Source organism: Pseudomonas sp. NPDC090201, from assembly GCF_044746825.1.
GTDB classification, from domain to species: domain Bacteria; phylum Pseudomonadota; class Gammaproteobacteria; order Pseudomonadales; family Pseudomonadaceae; genus Aquipseudomonas; species Aquipseudomonas putida_AD.
Map to the genome: position 1 here is coordinate 178,300 of NZ_JBIVCX010000005.1, position 21,192 is coordinate 199,491.

Genomic DNA, 21,192 nt, shown 5'->3' on the forward strand with positions numbered 1-21,192 from the left:
CATGAGCACTACGACTCCGCGCCCTCTCTTGGGCTGCATTGCCGACGACTTCACCGGCGCCACCGACCTTGCCAACATGCTGGTGCGTGGCGGCATGCGCACCGTGCAAAGCATCGGTATTCCAAGCGCTGAAAGCCTGGCCGAACTGGACGCCGACGCCATCGTCATCGCCCTGAAATCCCGCACCACCCCGGCTGCCGAAGCGGTCGAGGAATCGCTGCAGGCCTTGCAGTGGCTGCGTGATCGTGGCTGCGAGCAGATCTTCTTCAAGTACTGCTCCACCTTCGACTCGACCGCCAAAGGCAACATCGGCCAGGTCAGCGAAGCCCTGCTGCAGGCGCTGGACAGCGATTTCACCCTGGCCTGCCCGGCCTTCCCGGAAAACGGTCGCACGATCTTCCGTGGCCACCTGTTCGTGCAGGATCAACTGCTCAACGAATGTGGCATGCAGAACCACCCGCTGACCCCGATGAGCGACGCGAACCTGGTCCGCGTGCTGCAATCGCAAACCGAAAAGAAGGTCGGCCTGCTGCGCTACGACAGCATCGCCAAGGGCGTTGAAGGCGTGCGTGCGCGCATCGCCGAACTGCGTGCCAACGGCGTGGTCATGGCCATCGCCGACGCACTGTCCGATGCCGACCTGTACACCCTGGGCGAAGCCTGTGCCGATCTACCGCTGCTGACTGGCGGTTCGGGTCTGGCGCTGGGCCTGCCGGGCAACTTCCGCAACGCCGGCAAGCTGCGCGACATCGACGCTGCAAAACTTGCGCAGGTTGACGGCGGCGAAGTGGTCCTGGCCGGTAGCGCATCGGTCGCCACCAATGGCCAGGTGGCTGCCTGGCTGGAAGCCGGTCGCCCTGCCCTGCGGATCGATCCGCTGGCGCTGGCCGACGGCAAGCCTGTGGTCGAAGACGCCTTGGCCTTCGCCCGCGATGCCGGTCAGACGGTTCTGATCTACGCCACCAGCAGCCCGGATGAAGTCAAAGCCGTGCAGCAGAAGCTGGGCGTCGAGCGCGCAGGCGCGATGGTTGAAGAGGCGCTGGGCAAGATCGCCAGCGGCCTGCTGAAGGCCGGCGTAAAACGCTTCGTCGTCGCCGGCGGGGAAACTTCGGGCGCGGTGGTCCAAGCGCTGGGCGTGAGCCTGCTGAAAATCGGCGCGCAGATTGATCCGGGCGTTCCGGCGACCATCAGCAGTGGCGACCAGCCGCTGGCACTGGCGCTCAAGTCCGGCAACTTCGGTGGTCGTGACTTCTTCAACAAGGCCCTCAAGCAGTTGGCCGGAGGTGCTGCATGAGTGCCGAAAACAAACTGCGCGAAGAAATCTGCGACATCGGCCGCCTGCTGTTCGGCCGCGGCTACACCGTTGGCAGCGCGGGCAACATCAGTGCACGCCTGGATGACGGCTGGCTGATCACCCCGACCGACGCCTGCCTGGGTCGCCTGGACCCAGCCGCCATCGCCAAGGTCAACCTGGCGGGCGAATGGGTGTCGGGCGACAAGCCGTCGAAAACCCTGATGCTGCACCGCGAAGTCTACGACCGTAACCCAAGCGTTGGCGGCGTGGTGCACACCCACTCCACGCACCTGGTGGCGCTGACCCTGGCCGGCGTCTGGCAGCAGAACGACATCCTTCCGCCCATCACGCCGTATCAGGTGATGAAGGTCGGCCACATCCCGCTCATCAACTACGAGCGCCCGGGCTCGCCGAAAGTCGCCGAACAGGTGGCGAAACTGGCGAACAGCGTGCGCGGCGTGATGCTTGAGCGGTTGGGGCCGGTGGTCTGGGAAAGCTCGGTCGCCAAGGCAGCCTTTGCCCTGGAAGAGCTCGAAGAGACCGCCCGCCTGTGGCTGATGAGCAACCCCAAACCCGAGCCTCTGGACGCAGCGGCGCTGGAAGATCTGCGCCAGGCGTTCGGTGTGAACTGGTAACCCGCTGACAAAGCGTTTGATTGGGGACCGCTTCGGCGGTCTCCGGCTCCCGGCTCGCCGGACAAAAATAACAACAGGACACGACACTCAACATGACTCCTCTGATCCTAATGACCATCGCAGGTGCCGGCATCGCGCTGTTGCTGCTGCTGGTCCTCAAGTACAAATTCCAGCCGTTCGTGGCCCTGATGCTCGTCAGCATCATCGTCGCCCTGGTCGCAGGCGTTAAGCCGGCTGACCTGGTGGCAACCATCGAAGGCGGCATGGGCAAGACCCTGGGCCACATCGCGATCATCATCGCGCTGGGTGCCATGATCGGGCGAATCATCGAGTTGTCCGGCGGCGCCGAGGCGCTGGCCAAGACCCTGATCAACCGCTTCGGCAACAAGCGCACGCCGCTGGCCCTGACGGTCGCCGGTTTCATGGTCGGCATTCCGGTGTTCTTCGAAGTCGGCGTGATCATCCTGATGCCACTGGCCTATGGCGTCGCTCGCGCGGCGCGCAAGCCGCTGCTGATCTTCGCCCTGCCTATGTGCGCCGCGCTGCTGTCGGTGCATGCGTTCCTGCCGCCGCATCCGGGCGCTGTCGCCGCTGCCGGGCAACTGGGCGCTGACCTTGGCCGTGTGCTGATGTTCGGTATCCCGATGGTGGCGGTGCTGTGCCTGATCGGTTACGTGATCGCCGGTCGCATGACCCGCAAGACCTACCCGATGACCGACGACATCCGCAGCGAAGTCTACGGTCCGCACATCACCAACGAAGACCTGGTGGCGTGGGCCAACAACGACTACTCCAACACCAAGGAAGCGACCCACACCCAGTCACTGGGCCTGGAAGAAAGCGCCAGCAGCCTGGCAGCCAAACTGCCCAAGGCTCCGGCACCGGGCGCCGGGATTATCGTTGCGCTGATTCTGTTGCCGATCATCCTGATCCTGCTGGGCACCCTGGCCACCACCATGCTGCCGGGGGATTCGACCCTGCGCAGCGTGCTGACCGTGCTGGGCGCGCCGCTGGTTGCGCTGCTGATCGACACCCTGCTGTGTGCCTGGATCCTGGGTTCGCGCCGTGGCTGGAGCCGCAGCCAGGTGTCCGACGTGATCGGCTCGGCCCTGCCGGGCGTTGCCATGGTGATCCTGATTGCCGGCGCCGGTGGCGTGTTCGGCAAGGTCCTGGTGGACACCGGTATCGGTGCTGTCGTTTCCGAAGCGTTGCGTAACACCGGCCTGCCGGTTCTGGCGCTGGGCTTTATCCTGACGCTGCTGTTGCGCGCCGTGCAAGGCTCGACCACAGTGGCACTGGTGACCACTGCCGGCATCCTCAGCCCGCTGATCGCCAGCATGAACCTCTCCGCCAACCACATGGCCCTGCTGTGCCTGGCCATGGGCGGTGGCGGCCTGGCGATGTCGCACATCAACGACGCCGGTTACTGGATGTTCACCAAGCTGGCCGGCCTGAACGTTGGCGACGGCCTGCGCAACTGGACCTTCCTGGTCACCGTGCTCGGCACGCTGGGCTTCCTGATGACCCTGGTGCTCTGGCCGTTCGTTTGATACCCCAGGCGGTGTGCGAATCCTGATTGCACGCCGCCTGTCTCTTAGAAGACAGGAGTAAGACATGCCTCGTTTCGCTGCCAACCTCAGCATGCTGTACCCGCAACACGATTTCCTCGACCGCTTCGCTGCTGCGGCGGCAGACGGTTTCGAGGCGGTGGAGTACCTGTTCCCGTACGACTTCACGGCAGCCGAGATCAAACAGCGCCTGGTCGACAACAAGCTGACCCAGGCGCTGTTCAACGCACCACCGGGCGACTGGGCCAAGGGCGAGCGCGGGATTGCCTCGCTGCCGGGTCGTGAGGAAGAGTTTCGCGCAGGCATCCAGAAGGCACTGGAGTACGCCGCCGTGCTGGGCAACGACCGCATTCACGTGATGGCCGGCCTGCTGCCGGGCGAAGAGCTGCGCGAAAAGCACCATGCGGTGTATATCGAGAACCTGCGTCATGCAGCGCAGGAAGCGGCCAGGGTCGGCGTGACCGTGCTGATCGAGCCGATCAACACCCGCGACATGCCAGGCTTCTTCCTCAATCGCCAGGACCAGGGCCAGGCGGTGTGCAAGGAAGTCGGTGCCGACAACCTGAAAGTGCAGTTCGACTTCTATCACTGCCAGATCGTCGAAGGCGATGTGATCAGCAAGTTGCGTCGTGATTTCGCAGGCGTGGGCCACATCCAGATCGCGGGCGTGCCGGACCGTCATGAGCCGAATCTGGGCGAAGTGAATTATCCGTGGCTGTTCGAAGAAATCGACCGCTTGGGCTACACCGGCTGGATCGGTTGCGAGTACCGCCCTAAAGGCGACACCAGCGAAGGCTTGCAGTGGCTGCGGGACTGGAAGGCGAAGAACCCTTCCTGACCTCGTTGCAGGAGCGCGCTTGCCCGCGATTGCGGTGTGCCAGTGGCCTCTGTGGTGACTGACAGGCCGCCATCGCGGGCAAGCGCGCTCCTACAAGCGGCGGTCGCGTATTTCGCGCATCCTCACACAACGATCACTCGTTCACCGCCTCATCCTTGAACTGGTCCTTCACGTACGTGATCTCGGTCTTGCCGTGGGGCGCTGGCAAACCGTCTTCGCCCAGGTTCACGAACACCATCTTCTCCACCGTCAGGATGCTCTTGCGAGTGATCTTGTTGCGCACCTGGCAGGTCAGGGTGATCGAGGTGCGGCCAAACTCCGTCGCGGTGATACCCAACTCGATGATGTCGCCCTGGCGCGAGGCGCTGACGAAGTTGATCTCGGAAATGTACTTGGTCACCACCCGCTGGTTACCCAGCTGAACGATGGCGTAGATCGCCGCTTCCTCGTCGATCCAGCGCAGCAGGCTGCCCCCGAACAAGGTACCGTTGGGGTTGAGGTCTTCGGGTTTCACCCACTTGCGAGTGTGGAAGTTCATAGGGGCTCCAGGGCGTTTGGAAAATCGTGGCGTTTGTGCCCCCAAGCTTCAAGCTTCAAGCCCCAAGCTGCAAGTAAAAGCAGATCTGCTTTCACTTGTCGCTTGCAGCTTGCAGCTTATAGCTCAGAAGTTATAATCGCCCCCGCTTCAAAAAACGGTCATCACCACTTGATACCGTTTTCCCGCCACCTGTCCGAGGGGCGCTGCAGCAGGTCAGACCTGTCAGGCTCGGATGGGGCGTTGTTTGTTCAGGTTCGTCTCGAACCGGACAAGCCTTAAACGCACAACGGCGCCCATTCGCACACTACGAATGGAGACTCTTATGAGCGCTGTACAGACGCCCGCCGATTTCAACGATTTCAAGGTTGCCGACATTTCCCTGGCTGCATGGGGCCGTCGCGAGACCATCATCGCTGAGTCCGAAATGCCTGCCCTGATGGGCCTGCGTCGCAAATACGCCGGTGAGCAACCGCTCAAGGGCGCGAAGATTCTCGGCTGCATCCACATGACCATCCAGACTGCCGTGCTGATCGAAACCCTGGTTGCCCTGGGTGCCGAAGTACGCTGGTCGTCGTGCAACATTTTCTCGACTCAGGACCAGGCCGCTGCCGCCATCGCCGCTGCCGGTATCCCTGTCTTCGCCTGGAAAGGCGAGACCGAAGAAGAGTACGAGTGGTGCATCGAGCAGACCATCCTCAAGGACGGTCAGCCATGGGACGCCAACATGATCCTCGACGACGGCGGCGACCTGACCGAGATCCTGCACAAGAAATACCCGGCGATGCTGGACAAGATCCACGGCGTCACCGAAGAAACCACCACTGGCGTACACCGCCTGCTGGACATGCTGGCCAAGGGCGAACTGAAGATCCCTGCGATCAACGTCAACGACTCGGTCACCAAGAGCAAGAACGACAACAAGTACGGCTGCCGTCACAGCCTGAACGACGCCATCAAGCGCGGCACCGACCACCTGCTGTCCGGCAAGCAAGCGCTGGTCATCGGTTACGGTGACGTGGGCAAGGGCTCGGCCCAGTCCCTGCGTCAGGAAGGCATGATCGTGAAGGTCACCGAAGTCGACCCGATCTGCGCCATGCAGGCATGCATGGACGGTTTCGAGCTGGTTTCGCCGTTCATCAACGGTGAAAGCGACGGCACCGAAGCGACCATCGACAAGGCTCTGCTGGGCAAGATCGACCTGATCGTGACCACCACCGGCAACGTCAACGTCTGCGACGCGAACATGCTCAAGGCGCTGAAAAAACGTGCTGTGGTCTGCAACATCGGTCACTTCGACAACGAAATCGACACCGCTTTCATGCGCAAGAACTGGGCATGGGAAGAAGTGAAGCCACAAGTGCACAAGATCCACCGCACAGGCGCAGGCGATTTCGACCCGCAGAACGACGACTACCTGATCCTGCTGGCCGAAGGCCGTCTGGTGAACCTGGGCAACGCCACCGGTCACCCGAGCCGCATCATGGACGGCTCGTTCGCCAACCAGGTTCTGGCCCAGATCTTCCTGTTCGACCAGAAGTACGCTGACCTGAGCCCGGCTCAGAAAGCCGAGCGCCTGACCGTTGAAGTTCTGCCGAAAAAGCTGGACGAAGAAGTGGCCCTGGAAATGGTGCGCGGCTTCGGCGGCGTGGTCACCAAACTGACCAAGACCCAGGCCGACTACATCGGCGTGAGCGTCGAAGGTCCGTTCAAGCCGCACGCTTACCGCTACTGATCTGTGTGTTGCACGGCTTGCCCGCCGTTACGGGCAAGCCGCTCACGCATGAACGGCCGCAGCCCTGGTAGGAGCGCGCTTGCCCGCGACCGCGGAGTGTCAGTCGCAATGTCTGTATCTGACACACCGCCGTCGCGGGCAAGCGCGCTCCTACGGGGGCAGGCGTAAGGTTTACGAGCTCCCCAGGATACGACCATGTCCCAAGACCGTCGCTACAGCTTCGAGTTCTTCCCGACGAAGACCGACGCTGGTCATGAAAAACTGATGGCTGTCGCCCGCACGCTGGCCAGCTACAACCCACACTTCTTCTCCTGCACCTACGGTGCCGGTGGGTCCACGCGCGAGCGCACGATCAACACCGTGCTGCAGCTGGAAAAAGAAGTGAATATCCCGTCGGCGCCGCATTTGTCGTGCGTCGGTGACAGTAAGGCCGACCTGCGCGGCCTGCTGACGCAATACAAGGATGCGGGCATCAAACGCATCGTCGCCCTGCGCGGCGACCTGCCTTCGGGCATGGGCATTTCCGGCGGTGAGTTGCCTCACGCCAGTGATCTGGTGACGTTCATCCGCGAAGAAACCGGCAACCATTTCGAAATCGAAGTCGCCGCCTACCCGGAAATGCACCCACAGGCGCGCAACTTCGAAGACGACCTGAAGAACTTCGTGCGTAAGGCCAACGCCGGTGCCAACAGCGCGATCACCCAGTATTTCTTCAACGCCGACAGCTACTTCTACTTCGTCGAGCGCGTGCAGAAGATGGGCGTGAATATCCCGATCGTGCCGGGCATCATGCCCATCACCAACTACAGCAAACTGGCACGTTTCTCCGACGCCTGCGGCGCAGAGATCCCACGCTGGATCCGCAAGCAACTGGAAGCCTACGGCGATGATTCGGCGAGCATCCAGGCGTTTGGCGAACAGGTCGTGACGCAAATGTGCGAGCAATTGTTGCAAGGCGGCGCACCGGGCCTGCACTTCTATACGATGAACCAGACTGAACCTAGCCTGTCGATCTGGAACAATCTCAAACTGCCCCGCTGAACGGTTTGAATCTGTCTCGAACATGCCGGTCACTATAGGGTAATGTTCGCACGGCAGGCTGATAGTACATGGCCTGCCAGTGCCTGACCGAGACGGATATCCAAGCAGTTGACTTCATTCAATAACATCTCTTCCCGCCCGCAGCTGGTCTACCTGGTATTCGGTGCCGACACCTACCACCAGGAAGCAGTCTTCAGCATTGCGAGCGCCCTGGCAAAAGCCGGTGATACAACCGAGCGTCCCTTCGACATTCAAGTCTTCAGCGACAACCCAGAACCCTATCGTCATCTGCCGGTGCGCGTACGCGCCATCGATGCCGAGATGCGCCGCCAGTGGAGCGGGCCGCACCATTATCACTTCCGCTGCAAACATGTCGTTGCGCGCATGGTGCTGCAGGAGTCGGAAAAAGCGATCCTGATCGACACCGACACCTTCTTCCACGCAAGCCCCATGGCGCTGTTCGAACGGGTTCAGCCAGGCACGCTGCTGTGCAACGCCTTTCAACTGCGCTATGCCGATTGCAAGGGCACCATCCTCTACACCGCACTGGCCGAAACCCTGGCGCAGCGCGGCCTGGCCGATGATGAAATGTCGCTGGTGAACTCCGGCGTGATCGGGCTCACACATCAGGACATGGCGCTGCTCGACAGCTCCATCGCATTGATGGACGAGTTCTTCCCCATCACCCCCGGCGCCTACACGCTGGAGGAATTCTGCCTGGGCGTTGCCGCCTACCGCTCGCTGAAAGTCGATCAGTGCACCGACCTGATCCACCATTACTGGAGCCGCAAGCAGCTGTTTCGCGCCAAGGTTCGCGCCTGGCTGGGCAAGCATGGCCACGCTCCGCTCAGCGCCCAGGCCCTGCACGACACCGGCAATGTCTCGGCACAGTTGCCGCGGCCCGGTACCTGGCAGCGCCTGGTGTACAAGAGCGCGACCCTCGCGGTGCCACAGCCGCAGCGCCAGTTCGTGCGTGAGGTGCTGTACGGCTGCTGTGAGTACCCGAACGAATTCGATCGCGCCTGCTCCGCCGTCTGGTGGGAAAAGGCCTTCAGCAACGCCGAACGACGGATGCAGGGCCCCATCCCGCCAGCGCAGCTCCAGCAATGGCTGGAGCACTGGGCAGTGCGCAGGCTGCTTGGCCGTCGGCGTACCGCCATCTACCAGCATCTGGTCAAGGTGCAGCGCTCGGCCTGATCGACCACAGGCGGCGCGAGCGATCTCTTGCGCCGCCCCTTCTATTTGGCGGGCGAGCATCGTACTCTCGCGCCATGCCCCTGAACCTGCGACTGCTATGCGCCGCCCTTCTCGTCTGCCTGAGCTTCACCGCTCTGGGCGAAAGGCTGCGTCTTGTCACCGAACCCTGGGCGCCCTATGTGATGGTCGATGGCCAGGAGGCGTCGGGGCTGGACTACGAGATGACCACCATCGTCTTCAAGCGCCTGGGGATCGACGTGCAGTGGCAGTTCCTGCCCTGGAAGCGTTGCCTGTTGATGCTTGAGCAGGGTGAAGCCGACGGCGTGCTGGACATTCTCAAGCTGCCCGAACGCGATAACCTGCTGCTGTACCCGAACGAGCCGCTGTCCGAGATCAACTGGGTGCTGTTTCAGGCCAAGGCCCGCCCGCACCGGTTCGAGCGCATGGAGGACCTGACCGGGTTGACCGTCGGGGTATCCCCCGGCTACCAGTACAGCCCGGAATTCGACGCCTCGACCCTGTTCATCCGGGAGCCGGCGCCCACCCACGAGGCCAACTTCGGCAAGCTGGCCCGTGGCCGCGTCGATCTGGTGGTGACCGAGCGTCTGGTCGGCCAACAGATGATCGACAAGCTCAAGCTGCGCGACGAGATCAGCGAAGTGCCCAACGTGATTGCCCGCCAGGACCTGTACCTGGCGGTGCGGCGCAACGTCGGCATGGATCTGCTGGTGCAACGCTTCGGCGCCGAACTCAAGCGCTTCAAGCGTGAACCGGCCTATGCCGAGCTGGTGGCGCGATACACCGGGGAGCTGCCGCCGGCCCCGGCAACCACGCAAACGGCCGACGGGCATGATAAAACCGTTGAGCAGCACGAACGCAGCGAGTTGTGATTGCTCTGTTATACTCCCGCGATCCCGCCAGGCTCACGCCCGGATGCTCGGTCTCACAGAAGACTTCTCGAACACGTCAGCAGCGCATTTTCTTTCACCCGCGCCCTGCCCCGAGTTGAACTTACAGACCCCGGGACTGCGCCCTTCGAACTCTTTTTCGCGCCGAGCACCTCACTTCTATTCGGGCCCATTGCCCCAACTTAAGACAGGATTACTCATGTCCTTTGCTTCCCTCGGTCTCTCCGAGGCTTTAGTCAGCGCCATCGAGGCGGCTGGCTATTCCCAGCCTACGCCAGTGCAACAGCGGGCTATCCCCGCCGTGTTGCAAGGCCGCGATCTGATGGTCGCCGCACAGACAGGTACTGGTAAAACCGGTGGTTTCGCTCTCCCTATCCTGGAGCGCCTGTTCCCCAACGGTCACCCGGACAAATCCCAGCGTCACGGCCCGCGCCAACCGCGCGTACTGGTCCTGACCCCAACCCGTGAACTTGCAGCCCAGGTCCACGACAGCTTCAAGATCTACGCCAAGAACCTGAAGTTCGTCAGCGCCTGCATTTTCGGCGGCGTCGGCATGAACCCGCAGGTGCAGGCCATGGCCCGTGGCGTCGACGTCCTGGTCGCCTGCCCCGGCCGCCTGCTGGACCTGGCAGGCCAGGGCAGCGTCGATCTGTCCCACGTTGAAATCCTGGTCCTGGACGAAGCCGACCGCATGCTCGACATGGGCTTCGTTCACGATGTGAAGAAAGTCCTCGCGCGCCTCCCGGCCAAGCGTCAGAACCTGCTGTTCTCGGCCACTTTCTCGGCCGACATCACCGCTCTTGCAGGCAAGCTGCTGCATGACCCGGAGCGCATCGAAGTCACGCCGCCGAACACCACGGTCGAGCGCATCGAACAACGCGTCTTCCGCCTGCCGGCCAACCACAAGCGTTCGCTGCTGGCGCACCTGATCACCCAGGGCGCGTGGGAACAGGTGCTGGTCTTCACCCGCACCAAGCACGGCGCCAACCGCCTGGCCGAGTACCTGGACAAGCACGGCCTGAGCGCCGTCGCGATCCACGGCAACAAGAGCCAGAACGCCCGCACCAAGGCCCTGGCCGATTTCAAGGCCGGCACCGTGCGCATCATGGTCGCGACCGACATCGCCGCCCGTGGCCTGGACATCGACCAACTGCCTCACGTGGTCAACTTCGAACTGCCTAACGTCGACGAAGACTACGTGCACCGCATCGGCCGTACCGGCCGTGCTGGCCGCAGCGGCGAGGCGATCTCGCTGGTCGCGCCGGACGAAGAGAAGCTGCTCAAGAGCATTGAGCGCATGACCAGGCAGAAGATCGCCGACGGCGATCTGATGGGCTTCGACATCAACTCGGTCGAAGCGGAAAAGCCTGAAGTGCGCGAACGCCCGGACGTGCGCAACCCGCGCAACGGTCGTGGCCCGCGTGGCGACGGTCCTAACGGCGGCGGCGGTGGTGGCGGTCGCAAGGACAAAGGCAAAGACAAGGGCAAGGACAAGGAAAAACCGGCTGCCGCAGCCGCCTCCGAAGGCGAGCGTCCTGCACGCAACCAGCAGCGCCGGCAGAAGCCGCGTCAGGGCACGCCATCCGGCGAAGCTCGTCAGGCCCAGCCACAACCGGCCCCACGCGCCAATCGCGATCCGGAAGAGTTCCTGGACGACGAAGTAGACAACTTCGGCAACCGCGCCGACTACGTCAGCCCCTACCAGGGCAAGAACCAGCAAGGTCGCGGCCGTCGTCCGGGCGCTCCGGCCACCGGCACCGCGCCTGCTCCACGGGGTCAGGGCCAGGGTCGCAGCAACCCGCGTGGTGGCAGCGCTTCGAACGGCAGCACCTCGAGTGGTGCTCGTTCGGGTGGTGGCGCCAGCACCGGTTCAGGCGAAAAACGCGGCGGTTCTCGCACAGGCCAAGGCCGTCGCGAAGATCAGCCACGCAACCGCCGCCCGGCGCGTGACGATCAGCCTGCACGTCAGGAGCCAGCCGTTCGCGGCCCTCGCGATGGCCAGCCTGGTCCGAAGATCATGCACAAAGAATCCAAGGTCGACCGTTTCCCGTCCGCCGAAATGCTCGACCAACTGCCAAGCCGCCCGCGCGGTGAAAAGCCGGCCTTGCTGACGCGCAACCGCGAAGGCTAAGCCCTCAGGCAGAACGAAAACGCCCCGACTGGTTCGGGGCGTTTTTGTATCTGCTATGTAGGAGCGCGCTTGCCCGCGATTGCGGCGTGTCAGTCACCTTTGAAATGTCTGCCTTGACGCCGTCGCGGGCAAGCGCGCTCCTACAAATTGCCGTACTGCGTTGTTACTTGGCTTTGACGCCTTCGAACGAGATTTCGAAGTTGACGACGTCAGACGCTGGACCCAGGTCCATCATCTTGCCGAAATCCGAACGCTTGATCGAAGTGGTGCCGTTGAAGCCAGCGCGGTAGCCGCCCCATGGGTCCTTGCCTTCGCCGTTGAAGGTGGCCTTGATCACGACCGGCTTGGTCACGCCGTGCAGGGTCAGGTCGCCTTCTACGTCAGCAGTGGTCTTGCCATCGGCGTTCTTGCCAACGTTGGTGACCTTGGTGGAGACGAACTTGGCGTCAGGGTAGGTAGCGACGTCCAGGAAGTCCTTGCTGCTGATGTGCTTGTTACGCTCGGCGTGGTTGGTGTCGACGCTGGCGGTCTTGATGTCGATGCTGATCTTGCTGTCTTCAGGCTTGGCAGCATCGAAGCTGAAGTTACCGCTCCAGTCCTTGAAGGTACCGTGGATGAAGCTGTAGCCCAGGTGGCTGATGGTGAAGTCGATGAAGGCGTGCTGGCCTTCTTTATCGATGGTGTAGTCAGCCGCCATTGCCTGGCCTGCCGACAGCAGCGCGGAACCGATGGCCAGTGCAGCAAGTGTCTTTTTCAACATACGTCGTCTTCCTATGGTTCAGTTGAGAAGCGTCAGGCCTTGCGGCCAAGCATACGAATAAGCGTCGCATCACGGTCGATGAAGTGATGCTTGAGGGCGGCCAGACCATGAAGTACAGCGAAGATCACCAGGGTCCAGGCCAGGTACAGGTGCACTTCGCCAGCAACGTCCGCCTGGTCGGGCAGTCCGCTGATCAGCGCAGGCACTTCAAACAGTCCGAACACCGGAATACCGACACCTTCTGCGGTGGAAATCAGGTATCCGGCAAACATCACCAGGAACAGGTCCAGATACAGGAACGCGTGCCCCAGTGTCGCCGCGACCCGCACGAACCGGCTATGGTTGGCCGGAGGCGGCGGTGGCGGGCTGACGAAACGCCAGACCACACGGATCAGCATGAACAGAAACAGCGTGATCCCGATGCTCTTGTGCAGATCAGGACCGGCCTTGCGCCAGGTGTCGTAGTAACCGAGCCCGACCATCCACAAGCCCAGCGCGAACAACCCGAAAACCGTCAGCGCCACGCCCCAGTGCAGAACAATGCTGACCCAGCCATAGCGAGAAGAAGAGTTGCGTAACTGCATGGTAGAGATCCTGTAAAAGCAGCCCTTGAAGCTGCGAGAAAGACTAGCGGTTTACCTATCGAAAGAAAGCGCAAAATTTTGCTCTGAAATATCAGGAAATACGATGGGAAAATCCCGTCATATTTTTCTCCATGGCCGATTAACGCAACGTTACGGCAGCGGCCAACCTCACCCCCGTAGCAGTCCGGCTTGCCGGCGTCGGCGCCCTCCAGATCGCCGACGCCGGCAAGCCGGACTGCTACGGGATTGAGAACTGCCAAATCCTCTATCAAACAACACTCTAGACGCTGGGCTTATTCGCCAGGCGAAAAAAAAGGCGCGGTCTCAAACCGCGCCTTTCTCATTGCCAGCACTCAGCGATCAGTTCTTGCTGTCCGCTGCCGGAGCCGCCTTGTCGGTCGCAGCCTTGGCTGGCGCCTTTTTCGCGGCGTCAGTCTTGGCAGGTGCCTTGTGGGTGGTGGCAGGCTTGGCCGGAGCCTTTTTCACAGCCTCCTTCTTGGCCGGTTCTTTCTTGGCCGGGGCCTTTTTCGCAGGCTCAACCACCGCAGGCTTGGCCGGCTCGACCGCAGGCGCAGGCGGCGGAGTCACTGGTGCTGGTGCTGGTGCAGGCGCAGGGGCCGGTGCTGGAGCAGGCTCTGGTGCCTTCTCGGCCGGTTTGGCTTCAGGCTTGGAACCACCAAACATGTTCGAGAAGAAGCCGCCAATGCCGCCGCCGCTTTCCTTCGGTGCTGCGTCAGGCGCTTTCGGTGGCGCAACTTTCACAGGCTCGAAAGACTTGCCGGCCGCCAGGTCCTGAACCTGCCCGGCAGCGCGCTGGCCGGTGCGCAATGCGCCCTCCAGCGTGCCTGGGTACAGGGCGTCGGTGTGCTCACCGGCGAACGCAATGCGCTGCAGCGGCTTTTCCCACAGGCGCCAGTATTTGCTGATCTGCCCCGGGCCAAACGCCAGGTAGGCGCCGCCCGTGGAAGGATCGACGCTGGAGCGACGGATTTCATAACCGGTGAACGCGCCACGGGCCTGCGGGTAGAACGCATGCAGACGAATAAGCACCTGATCCACCATCTGCTTGTCGCCAAAGGCCTGCATGATGCGGGCGTTGTCGCCGGACAGGTTGATGACCGCATTGGCACCGCCCTTCAGGGCAGGCTCGATCCAAAGCATGCCAAGGCCGGTGTTGCTGTAGATTTCGCCAGACATGCGCGCCTTGCTGTCCCACACCGGCGTCTTGAACTTGAGCATGATCTGGTCATGCCAGCCGTAGTTGGTGCTCTTGATTGCGCCCTGATGCTGGGCGTCCAGCGCCGGGGTCAGCTGAATCTTGCTCAGCGCGCGCAATGGCACGGCCAGCACCACGTACTCGGCTTCATAGCCTACCGCACCGACCTTGACGGTCACGCCGTCCTTGTCCTGGTTGATGGCCGATACCGGCGAGTTGGTCTTGATGACTTTCAGCTGTTTGACGAATTCTTCAGCCAGCACCGCACTGCCGCCCGGCAGGCGTGCTGCACGACGGTCGCGATCCTCGACATTACGATTGACCCGCGACTGCTGTGCGAAATACAGCAGCGACAGGCGCGAAGGTTCGTCGTAACGGGTACGAATCTGCTGGTTGATGAGCTGGCGCGCAGTCGGCGGCAGGTTCAGGCGATCCAGCCAGTTGGCGACGTTGATCTGGTCCAGCGCGAACAGGGTGCTGTTGGCGGCCGGGTTTTCAGGATCGGTGATCGAACGGGCCATGTCGTCCAGCGCGGCTTCATAGCGCTTGATGGCTTCGGCGGTGGCAGGTTGTTTGGTCGCAAGATCGGCGGCGCTGAAGTACTCGCCTTCGATCAGGTAACCCGGGGTGCGCACGAACTCTGGCGCAGGCACGGGTTTGAGCTTGAAGCGATCCAGGTACTGGTTGAGCACCGGCTGCGCCTTGGCGTTGCCGATCCACTCGCTGCCAGCAAGGCCCGAACGACCGCCAACCGCGGGCTTGGCTTCCAGCAGGGTGACTTGCCAGCCCTTGTTCTGCAGCTCATAAGCCGCCGTCAGGCCTGCCAGGCCACCCCCGACCACAATCGCCGTATGCGGCTTATCCACAGCCTGCGCGTGCGCGCTGACCAGCCCAACCATCACCAGCGCACAGGCGCGCAGCCAACCAGAAAGCATTTAGCGAACTCCGGAATAAAACGAGGGAAGGGGCGGATTTTCTTGTTCGCGCCTTCAAAGAGCGCGAAGGATACGCCAGCCGTGAAAGGCCCGCCAGCACTGCGCGCAGGGCCGATTTCTGGCGTCAGCCAAGCGTTTGAAAATACGCTAAAGGTTGTCCCTGTCCGGCGCATTGCATAGGCTTGCGCGATTGTTTGCCCTCGCGTCATGCGAGTCGTCACCGGGAGATTAAAGATGGGCCTCAACGATCAGTGGATGCAACGCGACTTGAAAGTCCTGTGGCACCCCTGCACCCAGATGAAAGACCATGAAAAGCTGCCGCTGATCCCGATCAAGCGCGGCGAAGGCGTGTGGCTCGAAGATTTCGAGGGCAAGCGTTACCTGGACGCGGTCAGTTCCTGGTGGGTCAACGTGTTCGGCCACGCCAACCCGCGCATCAACCAGCGCATCAAGGATCAGGTCGACCAACTGGAACACGTGATTCTGGCAGGTTTCAGCCATCAACCGGTGATCGAGCTGTCGGAGCGCCTGGTGGCGATGACGCCGGAAGGGCTGACGCGGTGTTTCTACGCCGATAACGGTTCGTCCTGCATCGAAGTCGCGCTGAAAATGAGCTTTCACTACTGGCTCAATCGCGGCAAGCCGGCCAAGAAGCGCTTCGTGACCCTGACCAACAGCTACCACGGCGAAACCGTCGCGGCGATGTCGGTGGGGGATGTGCCGCTGTTCACTGAGACCTACAAAGCGCTGCTGATGGACACCATCAAGGTGCCGAGCCCCGACTGCTATCACCGCCCCGAAGGCGTGAGCTGGGAAGAGCACACCCGCACCATGTTCGCGGTGATGGAACAGACCCTGGCCGAGCATCACGACACCATCGCCGCGGTCATCATCGAGCCGCTGATCCAGGGCGCCGGCGGCATGCGCATGTACGATCCGATCTACCTCAAGCTGCTGCGCGAGGCCTGTGATCGCTATGGCGTGCACCTGATCCACGACGAAATCGCGGTGGGCTTCGGTCGCACCGGCACCATGTTCGCCTGCGAGCAGGCCGGCATCCGTCCGGACTTCCTGTGCCTGTCCAAGGCGCTGACAGGGGGCTACCTGCCGCTTGCGGCATGCATCACCACCGATGACGTCTACGACGCCTTCTACGACGAATACCCGACCCTGCGCGCCTTCCTGCACTCCCACAGCTACACCGGCAACCCGCTGGCCTGTGCGGCGGCGCTAGCGACGCTGGACATCTTCGAGCAGGACAACGTCATCGAGAACAACAAGGCGCTGGCCCAGCGCATGAAGACCGCGACGGCGCACCTGGTCGATCACCCGAACGTCGCCGAAGTGCGGCAGACCGGGATGGCCGTTGCCATCGAGATGGTCCAGGACAAGGCCAGCAAGACGGCTTACCCCTGGCAGGAGCGACGCGGCCTGAAAGTCTTCGAACACGCCCTGACCCGTGGCGCGCTGCTGCGTCCGCTGGGCAGCGTGGTGTACTTCCTGCCGCCCTACGTGATCACCCCGGAGCAGATCGACTTCCTGGCCGAAGTGGCCAGCGAAGGCATCGACATCGCGACCCGCAGCAGCGTCAGCGTGGCGGTGCGGGAGAATTTCCACCCGGACTTCCGTGATCCGGGCTGACAGCCCACGAATCAAACCTGACGATGATGGTTCCCACGCTCCGCGCGGGATCCATCAATTAATCCTGTAGGAGCGCGCTTGCCCGCGACTGCGATATGCCTGTGCCAAATGCGCAATCTGACACACCGCTATCGCGGGCAAGCGCGCTCCTACGAATGACCGCGTTGCATTCAACATCTTCAGAGAAACAACCATGAGACTCTCCCGCTTTTTCATCGACGCCCCCCTGAGCATCGGCGAGCACGAACTGCCAGAAGCCCAGGCGCATTACATCGGCCGGGTGCTGCGCATGGCCGTCGGCGATGCCGTGCAGCTGTTCGACGGCTCCGGGACGGAGTTTCGCGCAACGCTCACCGAGGTCGGCAAGAAACAAGTGCGCGTGCAGGTGACCGAGGGCTTTGCGGGGATGGCTGAATCGCCTTTGCAAATTCACCTGGGCCAGGGCCTGTCTCGCGGCGAGCGCATGGACTGGGCGATCCAGAAGGCCACCGAACTGGGCGTCACCCAGATCACCCCGATCATCAGCGAACGCTGCGAAGTACGGTTAAAGGATGAGCGGGCGGAAAAGCGTCAGGCCCACTGGCAGCAGATTGCGATCAGCGCCTGCGAGCAGTGCGGGCGCTCGGTGGTGCCGGTGGTCAATCCGCCGGTGACCTTGGCGGACTGGCTCAAGCATACCCAGGCCGACCTGAAACTGGTGCTGCATCCGGTGGCCGAGCCGCTGGTCAGCCATGCCAAACCTGCGAGCCTGGCGTTTCTGATCGGCCCCGAGGGCGGCTTGAACGATGCGGAGGTTGATCAGGCGCAAGACGCCGGCTTCCACGCCGCCCGCCTCGGCCCGCGCGTGCTGCGCACCGAAACCGCCCCGGTCGTGGCCCTGAGCGTCGCGCAGCAGTTGTGGGGGGATTTCTAGGACTTCCCGACCTTGTAGGAGCGCGCTTGGTCTGGGCCGCATCCGGACGATTGCGTTGTGTCAGATTGCACATTTGGCACAGGCATATTGCAATCGCGGGCAAGCGCGCTCCTACGAAGATCAAGAGCGAATCACAGCACATACCACGTGATCGCCACAAAATGCAGCAGACTCCCGGCGATCACGAACAAATGCCAGATCCCGTGCCAGTGCCGAAAGCGCTTGTCATACGCAAAGAAAATAATCCCCACCGTGTACAGCACCCCGCCCAGCGCCAGCCAGGTAAAACCGGCGGTGCCCAGCGCTGCCATCAGCGGTTTGACCGCCACCAGCACGATCCAGCCCATGACTGCGTAGATCACGATCGACATCACCCGCGCCTCCGAACGCGGCTTGATCTCCTGCAGCATGCCGATCACCGCCAGTCCCCAGACAATCCCGAACAGCGTCCAGCCCCACGGGCCGCGCAGGGTGACCAGGCAAAACGGCGTGTAGCTGCCGGCAATCAGCAAATAGATCGACAAGTGATCGACCTTTTGCATGATGACCTTCGCCCGCCCGCGCACGCTGTGATACACCGTCGAGGCGCTGTACAGCAGCACCAGCGCCACGCCATACACCGCCACACTGACAATCTTCCACACATCACCTGCAAGGCTCGCGATCACCAGCAGCCACACCGCACCGATGGACGCCAGCACCGCACCGACCAGGTGGGTCCAGGCATTGAATTTTTCTCCGTAATACATCTGTAACGGACCTCTCTAGTGACGCCTCAGAAGCTCAAGGCTCAAGCTTATGACGCCAAAGTGCAACGCATGTGTCAGTGAAGATGAGAATTTAATGCAGCCGGACGCCTGCGACTTCGGCACAATCGAGCGCATGGACAACAAGAATCAGCAGCGGAAGACACGATGCAGATCGACGAAGAGCTGACCCTCAAGAAGCTGGAAATCTTCCTGGCCTTCATGCGCACCGGCAACCTGGCCCGGGCCGCTTCGGAGCTTTCGACCAGCACCGTCAGCGTGCACCGCGCCATCCACTCGCTGGAGAGCGCCCTGCGCTGCCCGCTGTTCAAGCACGAAGGCCGCAACCTGACGCCCCTTGAAAGCGCCTATGTACTGGAAGAGCGCGCGCAGAAAATCGTCCAGGAAGTACTCGCCACCGTCGAGCAGACGCGCCAGGCGGCGGGCTTCTCCGCAGCGCGCTTCAAACTGGGCGCGCTCTACTCGCTGACGGTCAAGACCGTGCCGCAGCTGATCATGGGCCTGAAGATCCGCCGCAGCGAACTCAACATCGACCTGATCCTGGGCTCGAACATCGACCTGTTCTACAAACTGAAAAACATGGAAGTGGATGCGATCCTGGTGTCGCTCAACGAGAGCGTCAACGACCCGGATTGCGAGCAGTTGCCGCTGTTTTCCGACGACATCTTCCTCGCTACCCCCGCCGACTCGCCGTTCGCCCAGCAAAGCGAAGTGGACCTGAGCGACCTGCGCGAAGCCACCTTCATCACCCTCACCCAAGGCTTCGCCACCCACCGCGACGGCATGCGGGTGTTCCAGCAGGCCGGCTTCGAGCCCAAGGTGGCGATGCAGGTCAACGACATCTTCACCCTGCTGAGCATGGTCAGCTCAGGCGTAGGCTACGCCCTGCTTCCCGGCCGCATCGCCGCCGTCTACGAAAACCGCGTCCGCCTGATCCCGCTGCAAGCCCGCTACCACATGCAGCAACACATCGGCCTGGTCTTCCTCAAGGCCCGCGAACGCGACCCGAACCTGCTGGCGTTGCTGGCGGAGTGCAGGATGTATTCGAATCGGCTGGTGGAGGGTTAGAAACGCCACGACCCATCCGCCGACGAATGCTGTGGCTCCGTCAGCGGGTGGGTTGTGGCGAAACTCAGTGCTGGTTCTTGTCCAGCGTGCGCAGCTTCTCCGGCAGGGCCCACAGCAGCAAGGCGGCGGCGATGACGGTGGTGACGCCGATCACGTAGAGCGCCGGGGTGGTGCTGCCGGTCATGTCTTTGATGCGGCCGACCATGACCGGGCTGACGATGCCGCCGAACTGACCCAGGGTGTTGATCAGGGCGATGCCGCCTGCGGCACCCGCGCCTGCGCCGGCCAGCAGTTTGGGCGGCAGGGTCCAGAATGCCGGGATGGAGGCAACGATGCCGCCACCGAGCATGGCCAGGGACAGGATCAGCATGCTGGTGTGCTGGGCGAAGATGCCGGCGCAGAAGAAGCCGATGGCGCCGAGTACCGTCAGGCCGCAGACAAACTTGCGACGTTCGCCGCTGGCGTCGGAGAGCCGGCCGATGACAACCATGCTGATGGCGCCGCAGATGTAGGGGATGGCGGTGAGCAGGCCGATCATGACCGGGCTTTCGACACCGGCGCTGCGAATCAGCTGCGGAGCCCAGAAGTTCAAGCCGTAGGATGCCACCTGGATCAGGAAGTAGATCAGGCCGAGCATCAGGAAGCGTGGCATTTTCAGCGCGGTCAGCAGCGAGCCGTGCTGGTTGGGCTCATGCTGGGCGATGCGGCTGGCGAGGTAAGTCTTCTCGGATTCGCTCAGCCAGTGGGCGTCACTGATGCGGTCCTTGAGGATGGTCAGCACGGCGAAACCCAGGGCGATGCACGGCAGGCCGCCCAGCAGGAACAGCCAGTGCCAGCCGCGCATCTGCATGACGCCATCCATGTGCCCCAGTACCAGGCCGGAGATCGGCGCGCCCAGCAGGCCGGCGAACGCCGAGGCCAGGAACAGGATCGAGGTGATACGGCCACGGTAGGTTTGTGGGAACCAGAGTGTCAGATAAAACAGCACGCCCGGTGCGAAACCGGCTTCCATCGCGCCGATGATGAAGCGCAGGGCATAGAACTGCCATTCGGCGTTGACGAACACCATCAGGGCCGTCGCCACGCCCCAGGAAATCATGATGCGCGCGATCCAGCGCCGGGCACCGACCTTGTACAGCATGATGTTGCTGGGCACTTCGAACAGCACGTAGCCGATCACGAACAGACTCGCGCCGAGTCCATAGGCGGTGTCGCTCAGGCTCAGGTCGGTCTGCAACTGGAATTTGGCGAAGCTGATGTTGATGCGATCGAAGAACGCAAACAGGTAGCAGACCATGATGAGCGGCATCAGGCGCCACGCGACTTTGCGAATCAACGCCTTTTCGGCACTCACAACCTCGGCGAGGCTGCTGTTCGGGTTCAGAACAGAGATAGACATAACGGTGACTCCAGTTGGACTTCCCAG

At 62.3% G+C, this 21,192-nt stretch carries 18 protein-coding genes and 1 riboswitch; of the genes, 12 read left to right on the forward strand and 6 right to left on the reverse strand.

Translation table 11 applies throughout. From position 1 onward, the window contains the following. Position 1 precedes the first annotated feature (1 nt). The 4 genes from otnK to otnI all read left to right on the forward strand — a co-directional run bounded on the left by otnK (position 2) and on the right by otnI (position 4,335). Positions 2–1,294: a 3-oxo-tetronate kinase gene (otnK, locus tag ACIPOO_RS17210; RefSeq protein ID WP_400608679.1), complete on the forward strand. Its 1,293-nt coding sequence runs from the start codon at positions 2–4 to the stop codon at positions 1,292–1,294. After that, on the forward strand, positions 1,291–1,929 hold the full coding sequence (locus ACIPOO_RS17215) for an aldolase (RefSeq protein WP_400608680.1): 639 nt from the start codon (positions 1,291–1,293) through the stop codon (positions 1,927–1,929). The genes otnK and ACIPOO_RS17215 overlap by 4 nt, the downstream gene beginning before the upstream one ends. A 92-nt stretch (positions 1,930–2,021) precedes the next feature. Beyond that, positions 2,022–3,479 carry an SLC13 family permease gene (locus tag ACIPOO_RS17220; protein ID WP_400608681.1) on the forward strand — a complete coding sequence of 486 codons (1,458 nt, stop codon included), beginning with the start codon at positions 2,022–2,024 and terminating at the stop codon, positions 3,477–3,479. A gap of 64 nt (positions 3,480–3,543) precedes the next feature. Then, complete coding sequence (otnI, locus tag ACIPOO_RS17225; RefSeq protein WP_400608682.1) at positions 3,544–4,335, forward strand: 2-oxo-tetronate isomerase; 792 nt, start codon at positions 3,544–3,546, stop codon at positions 4,333–4,335. A gap of 133 nt (positions 4,336–4,468) precedes the next feature. On the opposite strand, the gene ACIPOO_RS17230 is transcribed toward otnI, so the two are convergent. Further along, complete coding sequence (locus ACIPOO_RS17230) at positions 4,469–4,873, reverse strand: acyl-CoA thioesterase (RefSeq protein WP_274131613.1); 405 nt, start codon at positions 4,871–4,873, stop codon at positions 4,469–4,471. Positions 4,874–5,062: 189 nt separating this feature from the next. After that, positions 5,063–5,175, forward strand: a riboswitch (S-adenosyl-L-homocysteine riboswitch). 20 nt (positions 5,176–5,195) lie between these two features. Between ACIPOO_RS17230 and ahcY the strand changes: the two genes are divergently transcribed. The 5 genes from ahcY (at position 5,196) to ACIPOO_RS17255 (ending at position 11,882) form a co-directional block, all read left to right on the forward strand. Beyond that, positions 5,196–6,605 (forward strand): adenosylhomocysteinase, encoded by a 1,410-nt coding sequence (ahcY, locus tag ACIPOO_RS17235; protein ID WP_400608683.1) that lies wholly within the window; start codon positions 5,196–5,198, stop codon positions 6,603–6,605. Between the two features lie 195 nt (positions 6,606–6,800). After that, positions 6,801–7,646: a methylenetetrahydrofolate reductase [NAD(P)H] gene (gene metF / locus ACIPOO_RS17240; RefSeq protein WP_274131615.1), complete on the forward strand. Its 846-nt coding sequence runs from the start codon at positions 6,801–6,803 to the stop codon at positions 7,644–7,646. A gap of 108 nt (positions 7,647–7,754) precedes the next feature. Then, the gene (locus tag ACIPOO_RS17245) at positions 7,755–8,843 is read left to right on the forward strand and encodes a hypothetical protein (RefSeq protein WP_274131616.1); all 1,089 of its coding nucleotides are present in this window, start codon (positions 7,755–7,757) and stop codon (positions 8,841–8,843) included. A gap of 74 nt (positions 8,844–8,917) precedes the next feature. Continuing rightward, entirely contained in the window at positions 8,918–9,733 is an 816-nt protein-coding gene (locus ACIPOO_RS17250) for an ABC transporter substrate-binding protein (RefSeq protein WP_274131617.1), read from the forward strand. Between the two features lie 217 nt (positions 9,734–9,950). Further along, on the forward strand, positions 9,951–11,882 hold the full coding sequence (locus tag ACIPOO_RS17255; protein WP_400608684.1) for a DEAD/DEAH box helicase: 1,932 nt from the start codon (positions 9,951–9,953) through the stop codon (positions 11,880–11,882). Positions 11,883–12,045: 163 nt separating this feature from the next. Here the strand turns inward: ACIPOO_RS17255 and ACIPOO_RS17260 are convergent, their stop codons facing one another. The 3 genes from ACIPOO_RS17260 to ACIPOO_RS17270 form a co-directional block, all read right to left on the reverse strand. After that, positions 12,046–12,642 carry a YceI family protein gene (locus tag ACIPOO_RS17260; RefSeq protein ID WP_400608685.1) on the reverse strand — a complete coding sequence of 199 codons (597 nt, stop codon included), beginning with the start codon at positions 12,640–12,642 and terminating at the stop codon, positions 12,046–12,048. A 32-nt stretch (positions 12,643–12,674) separates the two neighbouring features. Beyond that, the gene (locus tag ACIPOO_RS17265; RefSeq protein WP_274131620.1) at positions 12,675–13,226 is read right to left on the reverse strand and encodes a cytochrome b; all 552 of its coding nucleotides are present in this window, start codon (positions 13,224–13,226) and stop codon (positions 12,675–12,677) included. A 360-nt stretch (positions 13,227–13,586) separates the two neighbouring features. After that, the gene (locus ACIPOO_RS17270) at positions 13,587–15,377 is read right to left on the reverse strand and encodes an FAD-dependent oxidoreductase (protein WP_400608686.1); all 1,791 of its coding nucleotides are present in this window, start codon (positions 15,375–15,377) and stop codon (positions 13,587–13,589) included. Between the two features lie 234 nt (positions 15,378–15,611). Between ACIPOO_RS17270 and ACIPOO_RS17275 the strand changes: the two genes are divergently transcribed. Continuing rightward, positions 15,612–17,018, forward strand: coding sequence for an adenosylmethionine--8-amino-7-oxononanoate transaminase (locus tag ACIPOO_RS17275; protein WP_400608687.1), 1,407 nt, complete (start codon positions 15,612–15,614; stop codon positions 17,016–17,018). A gap of 193 nt (positions 17,019–17,211) precedes the next feature. Beyond that, the gene (locus ACIPOO_RS17280; protein WP_400608688.1) at positions 17,212–17,931 is read left to right on the forward strand and encodes a 16S rRNA (uracil(1498)-N(3))-methyltransferase; all 720 of its coding nucleotides are present in this window, start codon (positions 17,212–17,214) and stop codon (positions 17,929–17,931) included. A gap of 131 nt (positions 17,932–18,062) precedes the next feature. Here the strand turns inward: ACIPOO_RS17280 and ACIPOO_RS17285 are convergent, their stop codons facing one another. Continuing rightward, positions 18,063–18,680, reverse strand: coding sequence for a hemolysin III family protein (locus ACIPOO_RS17285; RefSeq protein WP_400608689.1), 618 nt, complete (start codon positions 18,678–18,680; stop codon positions 18,063–18,065). Between the two features lie 165 nt (positions 18,681–18,845). Here ACIPOO_RS17285 and ACIPOO_RS17290 point away from each other — a divergent pair, with 165 nt between their 5' ends. Next, the gene (locus tag ACIPOO_RS17290; protein WP_400608690.1) at positions 18,846–19,766 is read left to right on the forward strand and encodes a LysR substrate-binding domain-containing protein; all 921 of its coding nucleotides are present in this window, start codon (positions 18,846–18,848) and stop codon (positions 19,764–19,766) included. Between the two features lie 64 nt (positions 19,767–19,830). On the opposite strand, the gene ACIPOO_RS17295 is transcribed toward ACIPOO_RS17290, so the two are convergent. Next, positions 19,831–21,165, reverse strand: coding sequence for an MFS transporter (locus ACIPOO_RS17295; protein WP_400608691.1), 1,335 nt, complete (start codon positions 21,163–21,165; stop codon positions 19,831–19,833). Between the last annotated feature and the right edge of the window lie 27 nt (positions 21,166–21,192).